The 14,737-nt window shown below is 43.9% G+C and carries 14 protein-coding genes, 1 tRNA gene, 1 rRNA gene, 1 other RNA gene and 1 pseudogene; 17 read left to right on the top strand and 1 reads right to left on the bottom strand.

Translation table 11 applies throughout. The annotated features are described in order from the left end of the window. Positions 1–128: 128 nt before the first annotated feature. Positions 129–305 (bottom strand): hypothetical protein, encoded by a 177-nt coding sequence (locus VN447_RS14310; protein ID WP_325526023.1) that lies wholly within the window; start codon positions 303–305, stop codon positions 129–131. 232 nt (positions 306–537) lie between these two features. Between VN447_RS14310 and VN447_RS14315 the strand changes: the two genes are divergently transcribed. The 17 genes and pseudogenes from VN447_RS14315 to VN447_RS14395 all read left to right on the top strand — a co-directional run. After that, positions 538–1,239, top strand: coding sequence for a phosphatase PAP2 family protein (locus tag VN447_RS14315; RefSeq protein ID WP_325526024.1), 702 nt, complete (start codon positions 538–540; stop codon positions 1,237–1,239). 1,048 nt (positions 1,240–2,287) lie between these two features. Continuing rightward, positions 2,288–4,780 (top strand): ATP-binding protein, encoded by a 2,493-nt coding sequence (locus VN447_RS14320; protein WP_325526025.1) that lies wholly within the window; start codon positions 2,288–2,290, stop codon positions 4,778–4,780. Further along, positions 4,758–5,111 (top strand): annotated as a pseudogene (locus tag VN447_RS23305) (response regulator); the annotation flags it as partial. The gene VN447_RS14320 and the pseudogene VN447_RS23305, both read left to right, overlap by 23 nt. Before the next feature lie 536 nt (positions 5,112–5,647). Then, entirely contained in the window at positions 5,648–5,881 is a 234-nt protein-coding gene (locus VN447_RS14330) for a FeoA family protein (RefSeq protein ID WP_325526026.1), read from the top strand. Between the two features lie 12 nt (positions 5,882–5,893). Beyond that, a complete protein-coding gene (locus VN447_RS14335; RefSeq protein ID WP_325526027.1) occupies positions 5,894–6,106 on the top strand; it encodes a FeoA family protein in 213 nt (70 codons plus the stop codon). Between the two features lie 28 nt (positions 6,107–6,134). Then, on the top strand, positions 6,135–8,510 hold the full coding sequence (gene feoB, locus VN447_RS14340; RefSeq protein ID WP_325526028.1) for a ferrous iron transport protein B: 2,376 nt from the start codon (positions 6,135–6,137) through the stop codon (positions 8,508–8,510). A gap of 18 nt (positions 8,511–8,528) precedes the next feature. Further along, a complete protein-coding gene (locus tag VN447_RS14345) occupies positions 8,529–8,669 on the top strand; it encodes a hypothetical protein (RefSeq protein WP_325526029.1) in 141 nt (46 codons plus the stop codon). 379 nt (positions 8,670–9,048) lie between these two features. Continuing rightward, positions 9,049–9,138: transfer RNA gene (locus VN447_RS14350), tRNA-Ser, on the top strand. 26 nt (positions 9,139–9,164) lie between these two features. Further along, positions 9,165–9,331, top strand: an RNA gene (gene ffs, locus VN447_RS14355) — signal recognition particle sRNA large type. A 141-nt stretch (positions 9,332–9,472) separates the two neighbouring features. Continuing rightward, positions 9,473–11,215: a DNA polymerase III subunit gamma/tau gene (gene dnaX, locus VN447_RS14360; protein ID WP_325526030.1), complete on the top strand. Its 1,743-nt coding sequence runs from the start codon at positions 9,473–9,475 to the stop codon at positions 11,213–11,215. 12 nt (positions 11,216–11,227) lie between these two features. Further along, the gene (locus VN447_RS14365; protein WP_325526031.1) at positions 11,228–11,554 is read left to right on the top strand and encodes a YbaB/EbfC family nucleoid-associated protein; all 327 of its coding nucleotides are present in this window, start codon (positions 11,228–11,230) and stop codon (positions 11,552–11,554) included. Between the two features lie 3 nt (positions 11,555–11,557). Continuing rightward, positions 11,558–12,151 (top strand): recombination mediator RecR, encoded by a 594-nt coding sequence (recR, locus tag VN447_RS14370; RefSeq protein ID WP_325526032.1) that lies wholly within the window; start codon positions 11,558–11,560, stop codon positions 12,149–12,151. 54 nt (positions 12,152–12,205) lie between these two features. Next, a complete protein-coding gene (locus VN447_RS14375; protein WP_325526033.1) occupies positions 12,206–12,463 on the top strand; it encodes a YaaL family protein in 258 nt (85 codons plus the stop codon). A 137-nt stretch (positions 12,464–12,600) separates the two neighbouring features. After that, positions 12,601–12,897, top strand: a complete 297-nt coding sequence (locus VN447_RS14380; RefSeq protein ID WP_325526034.1) for a YaaL family protein — start codon at positions 12,601–12,603, stop codon at positions 12,895–12,897. A 47-nt stretch (positions 12,898–12,944) separates the two neighbouring features. Next, positions 12,945–13,229 (top strand): pro-sigmaK processing inhibitor BofA family protein, encoded by a 285-nt coding sequence (locus VN447_RS14385; RefSeq protein ID WP_325526035.1) that lies wholly within the window; start codon positions 12,945–12,947, stop codon positions 13,227–13,229. 118 nt (positions 13,230–13,347) lie between these two features. Next, positions 13,348–14,037 (top strand): hypothetical protein, encoded by a 690-nt coding sequence (locus VN447_RS14390; RefSeq protein WP_325526036.1) that lies wholly within the window; start codon positions 13,348–13,350, stop codon positions 14,035–14,037. A 381-nt stretch (positions 14,038–14,418) separates the two neighbouring features. Beyond that, a 16S ribosomal RNA gene (locus VN447_RS14395) occupies positions 14,419–14,737 on the top strand; the annotation flags it as partial.

The raw sequence follows: 14,737 nt of genomic DNA on the forward strand, positions 1-14,737 counted from the left end.
ATCAATGAGAGAACGTAGAGGATTACAAGATAAGAATTAACTAATCTAAAATCCATGGGAGTCATCAATAATTGAAAGGTGGCTCCCATGATGAATACAGTGGCTCTCTTTGATGCACAGGGTGGCTCTCACTGAGTACACGCGCGGCTCATTCTGAAGATATTATTCAAAAGTACTGCTGCCATAAGTAGCACGGCTAAGGTAGCGATACCGGCAATCAGAATGTAGTCATTCCAAAGAAGAACTTCTTTGCCTTCTTTATGTTCGTAATCACAGTGTCTATCATAACAAGTTGTATTTGCCATAATAATCATCCTTTCGGGTTCCCCAATAAAAGGAAATATTCTATTTGACTACATTATATATCCATAATAACGATTTGTAAATAATAATTAGTATTAATTATTATTTATTTTAATAGCACTCGGGAACCGGGGGCTTTAAAATTATTTTTAAATAAAGCAAAAATAGTAGAGGAAAGTACCAAAATATAGGGAATGACATTAACAACTATCGCTATTAAAAGGAATGACTCAAATGCCAAAGATCAGACTAATCATCTTAGTTCTTTTACTGTTCCTATTCAATCGTCCAGTCGAAGCACATCCAGACAAATATAACCATCTAATTGATTCAGGGTTGGTCCTGGAGGTATATTCTCTGGACAAAGATATTCAACGTTGGTCTCAAGAACATCGTAATTCAAACAGCGACCGGTTAGCAAAGCAAGTCAGAGGATTTGGAGAGATAAAATATACTAGTTCAGCTCTAGGTATAATGTATTTTACCGCTAAGAATAATGGAAATGACAAAATGAGAAGGACAGCAGTAATGGGGTTTGAAAGTATGTTAGCTGCAAGCGCTATAACTGGTACTATAAAATTACTTGCGCATAGAAGTAGGCCTAGCGAATCTAGCTCACCTGATGACTGGGATGGCCCTAGTATTTCAATGGACCATGTATCGTTCCCATCCCAACATGCATCAAATGCATTCGCAGTAGCAACTGTTATTGCTTCAGAGTATCACGATAAGCCTGGGGTATCACAAATTATGTATGGATTGGCCACTCTGACAGCTCTATCACGAGTAAACGACAACGAGCACTGGGCCTCCGATGTTGCTGTTGGTTCATTAGTTGGTTATTATACTGCGAAACATGTAGTAAATTCGAAACGTAAAACGGACAGTTCTCATGGGGCTAGTATTCTAATAATGCCAGTAGTAAAGAAGTTTTAAAGTATCGTTAGAAGTTGCTGCCGTCTGCCCTTCGGGGTGGGCGGCTTTGATTTTTATTTACAGAAGCAACAATATGTACTAAACGATTTACATCACTCAACTGTACGATATAATTTAAGTAGGACTTGTCTACAATCCACAGTTATTCCCGGCTTAATTGCCGGGTATTTTTTTTCACCACAACCGCAACCGCTCCGGCCGTTCACGTCGGGGTTCACTTTCCGCACCCTCGTGGTAAGAGACATATTTTTTTATACACAGGACATCCTTCTCCCAATTATATGCTTAAATCCAACTTATCTGGAATAAATGGAATTATATAGGGATGAAATTCAGTGGTGATGTCCATTGTAGAAAAATTAATGTTTATATGCAGGAGGGGTGCGGAATATGAATCGGGGCGGTTTTTATTTCGTAAAATACAGGAAAGATTTGATTGAGCGCTGAATATATTAGAGTAGCAGTAGTGTGGAGGTTTATTATGATGTTTAAACATGAGTGCGGTGGCAATGCTCATTCCACCGGTGTTGCGGCGGTCGTCGGATGGAACAAGTGTCTTTGTAGCAGGTGCGGAGAAGTATTTTACAAATGGTTTACTACAAAGATGCTATACAAAAATTGATATATAACTTAACTTAGCTGTCTACCTTTGGGTGGGCGGCTTTTTTATTCTACAGGATAAATACACGGACACTTCATGTAATTATTAATCAATGGTAGCTTGCAGGATATTAGTACATATATCCCACCCTCTCCGCGAATAAAGCCCTCGGCGTTGACCGAGGGTTTTTACGTTATTGTATATTATCTGATGCAACTGGCTTTGCTGGTACGGCTTGCTATTATTGTTGCTATTAGTCATAGAACTAGAAATCAGATAAGGAACGTTATGGAAAAAGTTATTGACAGGAAATTTAATGTCTGTAATAATATAAATAAGACCTAATGATAATAATTATCATTCTAAATAAGGGAGAATAGCTATAACCACCAGTGCTATTGACATACTGGTAACCGGGTTTTGGATGATAAAGGTGGGAAAGCGATTTTGACTATTAAAACGAGGCTGCTTGTTATTTCGCTATTATTCGGCATGTTGCCCATTGTTGTTATGTTTATGGCAGGAAACCAAGCAGGCCTAGGCATGAATCGTGAATTTCACAATACCATGGCGATCGCATTAATGGTGACAGTTCTTGTAGGATTACTTACTCCGGGTATTATCCGGTATTGGTTTTTCTCTAATCAAGTGCAAAAAATGAAAGAGTTTTGTCAGCAGGTAAAAGCGGGTCGTTATGACGTGCTTTTACATGTTCCTGGTGAACGCAGTACCGCAGACAGCGAAAATGAGTTAGTTGACTTAATGCGAGATATGAATTGGATGGTTCACAGAATTAAGGTTAATGAGTCCGAACTCAGGCAGGTAGTTACCGATCTTGAGCAATCTCAGGCTGAGATTCAATTGCAAAAACAAGAGTTAGAAGAAGTGAATGCGGAACAATTGGTAGTACAACGTCAATTGCAGGGACGGACGCGTGAACTAACTGAAGCAGTTGCTAAAGTACGTAATTTATTAGATAATGCCGGGCAGGGTTTCCTTTCGTTTGGTGAAGACTTAAAAGTGGCTGGAGAGTACAGTGCCGAGTGTGTCATGATTTTTAATCAAGAGATAAAGGAAGAGTTTGTTCCAGCGTTACTATATCCGGATGATAAAGGGCAGCAGGTTTTTTTGGCGGCGTTATTTAAGAAAATATTCCGCGAAGAGGATACCTTCTTAAGGGAAAGTTATTTTTCATTACTGCCTGAGGAACTACAATTTGCTGAGAGCTATATTCAAATAGCGTATAAATTAATTAACCACCCTGTAGACCTGGAGCGTAGGGAAATATTGCTGATTCTGACAGATATTACTCAGCAACGGGAAATGGAAAAAAAGATTCAGGAAGAAAAAAATGTTTTGTCAATGGTTGTGCGGGCTGTGACCCACTACCAAGAGTTTAGTAAAGCTGTGAAGGAATACGAGTTGTTCTGCCGGGAAGATCTGCCAGCGCTTTTATTATCAAAGGAGCCGGCAGCCCAAAAAGTAAATACAGTCTTCCGGGCTGTCCATACCTGGAAGGGTACGTTAGGACAGCTTGGTATGTGTCGCGTGGCTGAAGGTTTGCACGAATTGGAATCCGATTTAGCAAAATTACGGGATGAGACAGAAGGTAATATTGAACAGGTTGACCTATTGACGTGTTTTGTCGCTTATCAGCCTGAGACATTATATAGTTGGCTGGAACAAGAGTTAGAACAATTGAAGAAGCTTTTAGGGGATCAGTTTTTCTTGCAGGATGAGACGATTGTGGTAGAAAACTGCAAACTGCACCAACTAGAGGAAAAAATTCAACGGTTACTTTCCCCTTATCAAGCTCGAATCTTTATTGATGAACTGCACCGCTTGAGGTACAAACCTTTTGGTGACTTATTGAACATGTTTCCTGAGTACATAGCTAATGTAGCCTTGAATCAAGGCAAAGAAATCAGTCCTTTAGTAATAACAGGTACGAAGACACTGGTGGATCCACTAACATACCATGACTTTACTAAATCCCTTGTGCATGTTTTTCGTAATGCAGTAGCGCATGGCTTGGAAACACCGGATGAGCGCTTGGAGGCAGGTAAGGAGGTTTCGGGCCGAATTAGTTGCAATCTAGAAGAAGACGGCGCAAATCTGGTGGTGACAATTGCTGATGATGGAAGAGGTATTGATGATACTCTTATCAGGAAACTTGCTGTTACCAAGGGGATATATACTGAGGCTGCAGCTTGCGATTTATCAAATGATGAGATTGTGCAGCTGATTTTCGCGGATGGTTTTTCTAGCGCTGCAACTGCTAATGAATTAGCTGGCCGGGGAGTAGGCTTATCCGCCGTCAAACACGAGATTGAAAAACTCGGTGGACATATCGAGATTACGACTGAAGTGGGAAAAGGAACGCAGTTTACCTTTATTGTGCCGCTTACGATTGGTGGACCCCAGGATGAATTTGATATTTCGCGTTTGGGAGAACAAGTGGTTAGTCAGGCCAAAACGTTCTTAAAAGATGAATTTGGTGTGCTGTCGCAAGGAATCAGCGAAATGGAAGCAAGTTCAGGAGTTGTAACCATGCGTAATATATCAACCTTTATTGATATCAAGGGTGCCTTCGCAGGGAGGCTGATGATAAGTGCTGATGAAGCCTTAGTCAAACGGCTTGCCAATTGTTACTTAGATGATTCAACCACAGGCTCCTATGAAAAAACATGGCTGGAAAGTGCATTTGCCGAGTTTTTCAATACCACGGTCGGCAACTCACTGCAGCAATTGCCTGAATGGCAAGAAGAGATTGATATCGGAACGCCGGTTACGATTTGGGCTGAAGGCGCCTCCGCGAAATATAGAGCGGCAGACATTTATTCCTGGAAGTTAATAACTGACTTGGGGAAAGTACAGCTTAGCTTGATTTCATTTATGGGAAAGGACGGAGATGAAAATGGCGCGTGTGTTAGTTGTTGATGATGCCTTAATGATGCGCAAAACAATTGGAACTTTTTTAATAAAGGCCGGCCATATGGTGGTGGATGAGGCGGCTAACGGCGAACAAGCAGTAGCAGCATACAAAAAGCATCTTCCGGATTTGGTAACAATGGATATAACCATGCCGGGTGTGGACGGGATTGATGCTTTTGCGCAAATTATGTCCTTTGACCCAGGTGCCCGGGTCGTTATGGTTAGTGCCCTCGGCCAAAAACACAAAGTGTTTGATGCTTTGCAACACGGGGCTAAAGGCTATATTTTAAAACCGTTTACTGAGGATAAATTGCTATCAATTATTAACGAATTACTGGGAGCAACGATCGGTGGATCAAGTGGTGCGGGGCCTGATCTTACAGTAATGAGCGCTCATGATAAACCGCTGACTGCCAAGATGCCGTTTGCGGTTGAAACAAACGAAAACGTCGCCAGAATTACTACTTTGCGTGATTTCACTCAAGCTGATTTCGACGATTTGGCGAAGGCTGTAGATGGGATCATGTTAAGTCGTCCGGTAGGTATTACTTTTGATTTTGCGTGTGGGAATGCATTGCATACCAAGAGTGCTCCTTTCTACAGAAGAATTATGGAGACGGTTATTGCGTCAGGTAGTGTACTAAAAATAGTGTGCTATACACAGGGCTATACAACTTATTTCCGAAGCTACCCGGGCTTGCAAGACGCTGACTTTGAGCTTGTAAAAAAGCGGGGAGTGCTATAGTTTAGTACATACACATATGTTTTTAAAGTGATAATGATTATTAATATCATAACAGATAACTCGTCCGGCAGGTAACGCCAGATGAACGGTCATACGCCAAAAGTAATACACATTAGGAGGAATCAACAATGGTCAAATTATTAAGTCAGTTATCACCTGGAGAAAGAGGTACGGTTGCCAAAATTCATGGTAATGGACCCATCCAACGTCGCATTATTGATATGGGAGTAGTGATTGGTTCAAAGGTAGAGGTGCAAAAATATGCCCCGCTTGGTGATCCGATGGAAGTCAAAGTACTGGGCTTTAACCTTTCCTTGCGTAAAGTCGAGGCCCAGAATATTGAGATTAAACTGAGTGAGTAAGGAGGGTTAATTATGTCAATTCACAATGCTGTTCCCAGTCAGTTGATGATCGTAACCGCATTGGGAGGCCCACTGGAAGTGCGATCACGCCTTACTGATCTTGGTTTTACGCCAGGGACGCCGGTCTGCGTACTAAGTCGTACGAATGAATCTGTCATTGTTAAAGTTCGGGGCAGTCGAATTATGCTAAACAATTCACTGGCTTGCAACATTGCAGTAAAATAGGGAACGAGAAGGAAGGAGGAAAATTACGTTGGAAAATAGCAAAGTTAGCATTGCTCTGGCTGGTAACCCCAACTCAGGCAAAACAACGATATTCAATAGTGTTACCGGCGCCAGACAACATGTGGGCAACTATCCCGGGGTAACAGTTGAAAAACGTGAAGGGTTTCGGAAGTTTAAGAACAAGGAGTTATTGGTGGTTGATTTGCCAGGAACATACAGCCTGACTGCTCATTCACTTGATGAGCTGGTAGCCCGGAACTTTATCGTTCAGGATAAGCCTGATGTTATTGTTGATATCCTGGATGCTGGCAATTTGGAACGAAACTTATATCTTGCTGTACAATTACTGGAACTCGAGCGGCCGATGGTGGTAGCGCTTAATATGGCCGATGTAGCTGAGAGCATGGGGACAAAAATCAACGAACAAGCTTTGTCACAAAAACTGGGTGTGCCAGTGGTTCGTACTGTTGGCAATCGTCATACTGGTTTGGACGATCTTTTAGCGGCGACGGTAAAGGTGGCAGCGGAAAAACCACGGAAGTCGTTTGTTATCAATTACGGCGATGCGGTTGAAGGTAAAATTACTGAAATCGGCAATTTGTTGGCTGAAGTGCGGCATGACCTGCGATACCCCCAGCGCTGGCTGGCCTTAAAGTTGTTAGAAAACGATACAGATATAAGCAATACAGTGAAACAGTTACCTGAAGGCACACGAATTACAAGTGCTGTCACTGCGGCTAGAGAAAGTCTACAGGATACATTCGGCATGGATCCTGAACTGGCTATTGCCAATCTTAGGTATCAGTTTGTCGGGTCATTATGCCAAGAAATCATTATTTCCAAGCGGGAAGGTGTGTTAACTACCTCCGATAAGATTGACAGGGTACTGACGAATCGTCTGCTGGGCTTGCCGATATTCCTTGGACTTATGTGGTTATTATTTAATTTTGTTTTTACTGTCGGTGCCTATCCGCAGGGGTGGATTGAACAAGGTATGTCTGCTCTTGGTGATTTGGTAGGTCAATCTATGCCTGATGGTGATTTAAAATCGCTAGTAGTTGATGGTATTATTGGTGGTGTCGGTGGGGTTATCTCATTTTTGCCTAATATAATAATATTGTTTTTGGGGATTGCCTTGCTTGAAGATACTGGCTACATGGCCAGAGCCGCATTTATTATGGATAGAGTTATGCATGCGGTTGGACTGCATGGTAAGTCGTTTATTCCGCTATTATTAGGTTTTGGTTGTAGTGTACCGGCGATTATGGGGACACGCACCCTGGAGAACCCGCGTGACCGCTTGGTAACGATCCTGGTAACGCCGCTCATGAGCTGTAGCGCAAGGCTGCCTGTATATACCCTGCTTATCGCTGCATTCTTTAATGAAAGTATTGCTGGCACAGTTCTGTTCTCCATCTACATATTGGGTATATTCCTAGCCATCGTTATGGCGCGGATTTTTCGTAGTGTTTTGTTCACTGGAGAGGCAGAGCCTTTCGTTATGGAGTTGCCTCCCTATCGTGTACCTACGATGCAATCCATCCTGATGCATATGTGGGAGCGCAGCGTATTGTACTTGAAAAAAGCTGGTACCATTATTTTGGCGGTTTCTATTTTAGTATGGTTTATGGTGAATTACCCCAATGACGTCAATTACAGCAAAGACTATCAAGGCTTGATCACTCAGGCTGAAGCTGGGTTTAGTCAACAAGTAGACGAGGAAATTGCCAAGCCTTTAAACATTGGGGCTATTGAAGATAATAAGGATTTAGAAGCGTTAATTGCTGATTTGACAGCAGTGGATGAAGAATTTGAGAAACAAACTGAAGGCCTTGCGGATACAAGTGAGGAATTAGCATCATTAACAGCTGCTAAAGAAGTCAAACTAAAAGAATTGGAAGCGGCTAACCCAGAACTATATCCAATGGCTGCACGTTATTTAGAGCTTAAAGGTGAAAGTGACGGGCAAATTGAAACCCTTGAAAAAGAAAAGGCTCATGAAAAACTGGAAAAAAGTTATGCTGGGCAGTTAGGCAAATTTATTGAACCGGCCATTAAACCTCTTGGTCTGGATTGGCGCTCAGGCATCGGTTTAATAGCTGCCTTTACAGCTAAAGAAGTTCTGATTAGTACAATGGGGACTATCTATAATGTAGGCGAAGCAGATGAAGGTTCGGTTGCTTTGCAGCAAGCGCTGGCCAGTGATAGCAGCTTCACCCCATTAACTGCTTTTACTTTGATGGTCTTTGTGCTTATCTATTCACCTTGCCTGGCGACGTTGGCTATTATCAAACGGGAATCAAATTCCTGGAAATGGCCACTCTTCACCTCTGTTTATACAACCGCCCTGGCATGGGTAATGGCTTTCTTGGTTTACCAAATAGGAAGCTTAATGGGCTTCTAAATAAAAGGAGTGAACGAAATGGAAAAGATGGCCGTAGTCATAATTGGATTAGTTGCGGTAGGATATATAGCCCGAATCATTTGGCGGGAATTACATGGCGAAACGCAATGCCATTGCTCTGGTGGCTGCGGGTCCAGCTGCCATAAAAAAGAGAAGTAAACAGTAGAATATGCAGCGAAAAGGCCCCCAGCTTGCAAGTTGGGGGCCGTCCTTATGGCGGCCCGGTGTACGTATGGTTATAGCCGCTGAACATAAAGTCTGAGGAAGAATGACTGGAACTACTTACGCTTGTGATAGGTACACAAATTGGCAGCAAACAGCATCTAGACAAAGTGGTATCGACTAATATATAATAATCAAGTTGACGAATTGATTTTTTGAAGCAGCAACTTGACAAGGTTTTTTGTACTAGTTATAATTAAGCAGTATCCGGCGAATGCTGGTAAACCCTTAATCAGACAGTGATATTCGCTGTAAAAAATTACCGCTTGCATTGTCTGGGTGAATAGTATATAATAAGTTTCTGTTGAGAGCACATGGAGAGATGTCCGAGTGGTTGAAGGAGCACGCCTGGAAAGCGTGTGTACGGGAAACTGTACCGAGGGTTCGAATCCCTCTCTCTCCGCCATAAAATCCAACAATTGTAGGCCGGTATAACGGCTTTTTGTTTTCTAGGCCGGGCTATAGCAGGGCCGGGTCTTACGCAATGGGAACTCATGAACCGCGTCAGATCCGGAAGGAAGCAGCGCTAAGTGACCATTCTTATGTGCCGTAAGGGTGCCTGGCTTCTGCTGTGGTCCGTCGTAGAAAACAAGGCCGTAACTGCCCTAAAATCATATAATCATTTATTGAAGTAGCCAAAAAAAGGGCTGCTTTTTTGCTATATTAATTATTTTCTTGAAAAAGGGAAACATTTTACTGGTGTGGAATATAACAGTCTTGTAAGGTAAGGAGGTGTGGCGATGGCCTATGTGGCATTATACCGTAAGTGGCGGCCGCAGGACTTCGATAATTTAGTTGGCCAGGAGCATATTAGCATTACTCTTAAAAATGCGATTGCTACCGGTAAGATTGCCCACGCCTATTTGTTTGCCGGGCCGCGAGGCACCGGAAAAACCAGTACAGCCAAAATTTTGGCCAAGTCGCTCAATTGCCAGCATGGTCCTACGGCTAACCCCTGTAATGCCTGCCCTAACTGTGATAAGATTACCGCTGGTACGTCGATGGATGTATTTGAGGTGGATGCGGCCTCCAACCGGGGTATTGATGAGATTCGCGATCTCAGAGAAACAGTAAAGTTTGCACCGGTAGACGGGCGTTATAAAGTATACATAATTGATGAAGTCCATATGTTAACTACCGAGGCATTTAATGCTCTACTAAAGACGTTAGAAGAGCCTCCCGGCCATGTAGTATTTGTCCTTGCAACAACTGAGCCGCATAAGATTCCAGCTACAATTCACTCCCGTTGCCAGCGCTATGATTTCCGTAGGATCGGCGTAAGGGAAATTGTAGAGCGGTTGGCCGTAGTGGCGGAACATAGCGGTCTACAGGCTGCGCCAGAGGCTCTTAGGCTTATTGCCGTTCAGGCTGACGGTGGTATGCGGGATGCGCTCAGTATCTTAGATCAATGTGCTGCTTTGGATAGCGGTGACATGATAACCGCCGCCCATGTGCGGCAATTGCTTGGTTTAATTGGCCATGAATGGGTGTGGCAACTGACCGATGCTGTAGCCGAACGGGATGCTCACAATGTTCTGCTAAAGCTTGACGAACTCATCAATTTAGGCAAAGATGTGCGCCAATTGCTTGTTGAACTGGCACTTCATGCCCGGAGTCTGATGCTTTTTAAGGCCGCTCCTTCCATCGAAAATATCGAGATGTACAGTGATGATAAGTCGGTATTGGCTGCACAAAGCGCCAAATTTACTCACCAAGAGCTGGTAGAGATGCTGGAAGTCTTGCATTCGACGGCTAACGAAACTAAATGGGCGGCTGAACCCCGTATTGCTGTTGAAATGGCACTTATTACATTATGCCGACGCGCAGTGGGGACAGATATTGCTGCTTTAATTGAGCGGGTCACGGTGCTTGAGGCTCGGCTTGCCAATCAGCCGGCGGTAGCGGCGGCTAGCACTGTAACTGTTGTAAGTGCGCGGCCAGTGCAGCAGCCCCCTATGCCTCTTAAGCAAGCCCATATTTCACCTGAGCCGACCCCTCAGCCGGCCCCGCAGCCGGTCCGGCAGGATATGTCACCAATGCCCGCTAAAGCTACTGCCGCACCGCCTCTTCCTGAAGCGTCAGGCAGCAGCGTAGGTAATTTGAATGAGATATGGGCGGCTGTGCTCAAGGAACTTTTAGCCAGTGGTAAGCGGTCAGTGCATGCTTGTGTCATGCAAGGTCACTTAACAGCGCTTGCTGATAATCAGGCTATGGTACGCTTTACTGCAACTTTTCCGAAAGAACGTACCGAGAAAGACGATTACCGGGCGATTGTGGAAAAAACGCTTGCTCAAGTCACCGGGCAGCAAATAAAACTCATCTGCTCACTGGGGCTAGATACACCGGCTGCCAAACCGACGGCACCGCTGCCGCCAGTACCATCCGCGCAATCCGACCCTGGTATTAATCACCCGGCTGTCAAGCAGGCCCAAATGATGTTTGGCGGTACAGTAATTAAGATAGAGGAAGAAAATAAAAATTAGGAGGCTGACAACATGTTTGGAAATATGGGAAATATGGCAGGAATGATGAAGAAGGTTCAAAAACTTCAAGGGGATATGGCGAAACTCCAGGAAGAACTTAAAGCGCGCACAATCGAAGTATCCACCGGGGGTGGCGCAGTTAAAGTTGTAGTTACCGGTGAAAAGAAGATTCAGTCGATTAAAATTGCTCCCTCAGCCGTTGATCCTGAAGACGTAGAAATGCTGGAAGACTTGGTAGCAGCCGCTGTTAATGAGGCGATGACCAAAGTAGATGACATGATGGCGCAGGAGATGGGAAAACTAACCGGCGGTCTCAATTTACCGCCAGGAATGTTTTAATTTATGAGCTATATTGCGCCAATCGCTAGGTTAATTGAGCATTTTCGCCGCTTGCCTGGGATTGGACCCAAATCAGCAGCACGCCTTGCTTATCATGTGCTGAAAATGGATAAAAATCAGGTTACAGCTTTGGCACAAGCGATTGTCGAGGCAAAAGAGCGGGTGGGTTATTGTTCGGTTTGTTTTGATTTGACAGATTCTGATCCTTGTCAAACCTGCCGGTCTGAGGGGCGGGACCAGTCGGTTGTATGTGTAGTTGAAGACCCCAAAGATGTGACTGCTATGGAACGTACCCGCGAGTTTAAAGGCTTATATCATGTACTGCATGGATCGCTGTCGCCGCTCGAGGGAGTGGGGCCTGACGATATAAAGGTAAAAGAACTCTTAGACCGGATAAGTCGGGGTATTCAGGAAGTGATTATGGCTACTAACCCTAATGTTGAAGGTGAGGCTACGGCTATGTATATTGCCAAGCTGCTCAAGCCTCTTGGTGTCAAAGTAACCCGCATTGCCCATGGTTTGCCAGTAGGAGGCGACCTCGAATATGCAGATGAGGTAACGTTGTCTAAGGCTCTTGAAAACCGCCGGGAAATGTAAGGGCGCTGTTTTATCCCGCCTGTTTATGGGAATACTATAACAGGGGGAGATGTGATGAAAACAGTGTTAATGAATATCATTAATGGTTTAATACCGCAAAATCTGCCGATAGCTGATCGTTTGCCGTCATTGACTCAGCAGATTGAGCAAGCAAGACAAGAATGGCTGAGTGCCCAAAACTACTATAATAATGTTTCTGACGCCGACTTAGTGGATCATGCAGCCTATCTTATTCAGGCTGCCGAAAAGAAATATACGTATTTGCTAAAGCGTGCCCGGCAAGAAGGGGTTCGTTATGCACCGTTCCATTAAGACTCATGTCTAAAATACCGGATTTTTGGTCCGGTATTTTTTCATTATTTTGGACTGGCCGACATATATTGTTTGTAAGCAGATGTGGTTAGAACCCCACATGAAGCTAAGTCTTACTTTATGTTGGAGGGATAAATATGGTGGCATGGCGGCGACTATTGGGCTTGTGGGATACCGAACAAACTGGAGCTAAGGGCATGCCTGGTCTGGCAGAAGTGGTGGATCAGGCCCGGCGAGACTGGTTATATGCCCAAAGTTACTATAATTCAGTAACTGATTCCGATTTAATCGACTATGCTATTTATCTTAGTAAAGCCTGTGAGCGTAGGTATATCTATTTGCTCAGGAAGGCGCGACAGGAAGGGGTCCGGTGTCCTGGGGGCGTAAGTTTAACACAAATAACTGAGGCAGGAACTATACGCAGGGTATTTTAGCATGGTAAAATTAGAAGAAAAGCTACTTCTGAAGGGGGATTGAGGAGATGCCGCTTTTACCGGCGGGTTTAGAATTTAATGTTATTATTGCGTATGCATTCGGGATTATTTTAATCTACCTTATTGGCCGGATGTTTTTAATGCCTATAAAACTGGTGTTTAAACTGATATATAACGGTTTAGTGGGGGGGATTATGCTCTGGGCTGTTAATTTTGTCGGTGCATATTTCGGCTTTACGATCGGTATCAACCCGATTACCGCGCTGGTTGCCGGTTTTTTAGGCTTACCTGGAGTTGTTTTATTGATATTGTTTAAAATATTTATTAACTAGTCTGGCATACTGGCATCCCAAGCTTGGCTTCTTGCGTAGTTCTAAAGAACTTGGCACAAGTCAAGTCGTATCTTATAATAGATAATAGAGTCTGTATGGACAAGGAGTGCATTGAGCATTGGACACTGTAAAAGATACGCAGCTTACGGAACCAATCATTGAAGCATATGTCGGCGAATATGCCAGCGGCAAAAGTGAGAATGCCGTAAACAGGGCCATTTACCTGAAAAAACAAGGCCTACCTGTTACGATAGTCGATTTGGATACTGTTGAGCCCTGCTACACACTCCGGCCTATAAAAAAGGAACTTGAGGACCATGGGATCGATGTAGTGGCGTGGGAGACTCGGGACACTATGGGCCTAGGTGAAGCAGGCAGTGTCATTAAAGGCTCAATGCGCTGGGTATTGCGACGCAAAGGCAATATCATCATGGACGTTGGTTATGGCGTACATGGTGCAAGGATTTTTAATCTAGTGGAAGGCGCGTTTGAAAACCCTTACCTTAAGATTATTGCTGTGCTTAATATGTCGCGGCCATTTACCTCGACAGTGGACAATATCTTAGAATATGTCGCGACCCTGGGAAGGGTCGATGCCGTACTCAACAACACTCATATGGCCGAAGAAACGACGGTCGATATCGTACAGCGTGGCGCCGAGGGCATCACCGAGGCAGCCAGTCGCATAGGAGTGCCTGTTATAGCTACATCAGCGGTAGCTGAGATTGCTGAAAAAATTGGACCACTTGACTGCATGGGCAATCCGGTTTGGCCACTGGAACGAATTATGCCTCGCACTTTCTGGTGACGAAGCAAAGCAGCCTGTACCTTTTATAAACAAAGGAACAAGCTGCTTTTTTTACTGAAAAAGGGAATAAAAAAACAGGTTGACATAATAGTGCCCGCCATGATAATATAACAAAGCTGTCGCTTCTAACGATGGCGTAAAAAAAAGATTATATTGACACGATGAAATAAACGTGTTAACATATAAAAGCTGTCAAATTCAGCAGCAATGCGAATGCGACAACACAATGTTCCCTGAAAACTGAACAATGTAAAGTAATGCATCATAAAATGCCAGATGTGCGTTGTGCTACTTGTAGCACAAACAAAAACAATTTTTTTTGATTTAATGAGCCGATAAAACGGCTTCAATATAATGTAGTCACAATGTGATTGCAAAAATTTATTGGAGAGTTTGATCCTGGCTCAGGACGAACGCTGGCGGCGTGCCTAACACATGCAAGTCGAACGGAGTAAGTAGCAATACTTACTTAGTGGCGAACGGGTGAGTAACGCGTAGACAACCTGCCTCTAAATTGGGGACAACACCGCGAAAGTGGTGCTAATACCGAATGTGGTAACTTGGTTGCATGACTGAGTTAAGAAAGGTGGCCTCTATATATAAGCTACCGTTTAGAGATGGGTCTGCGTCTGATTAGCTAGTTGGTGAGGTAATGGCTCACCAAGGCGACGATCAGTAGCCGGTCTGAGAGGATGAACGG

This window comes from Sporomusa sp. (genome assembly GCF_035561155.1).
Taxonomy (GTDB): Bacteria; Bacillota; Negativicutes; order Sporomusales; family Sporomusaceae; genus Sporomusa.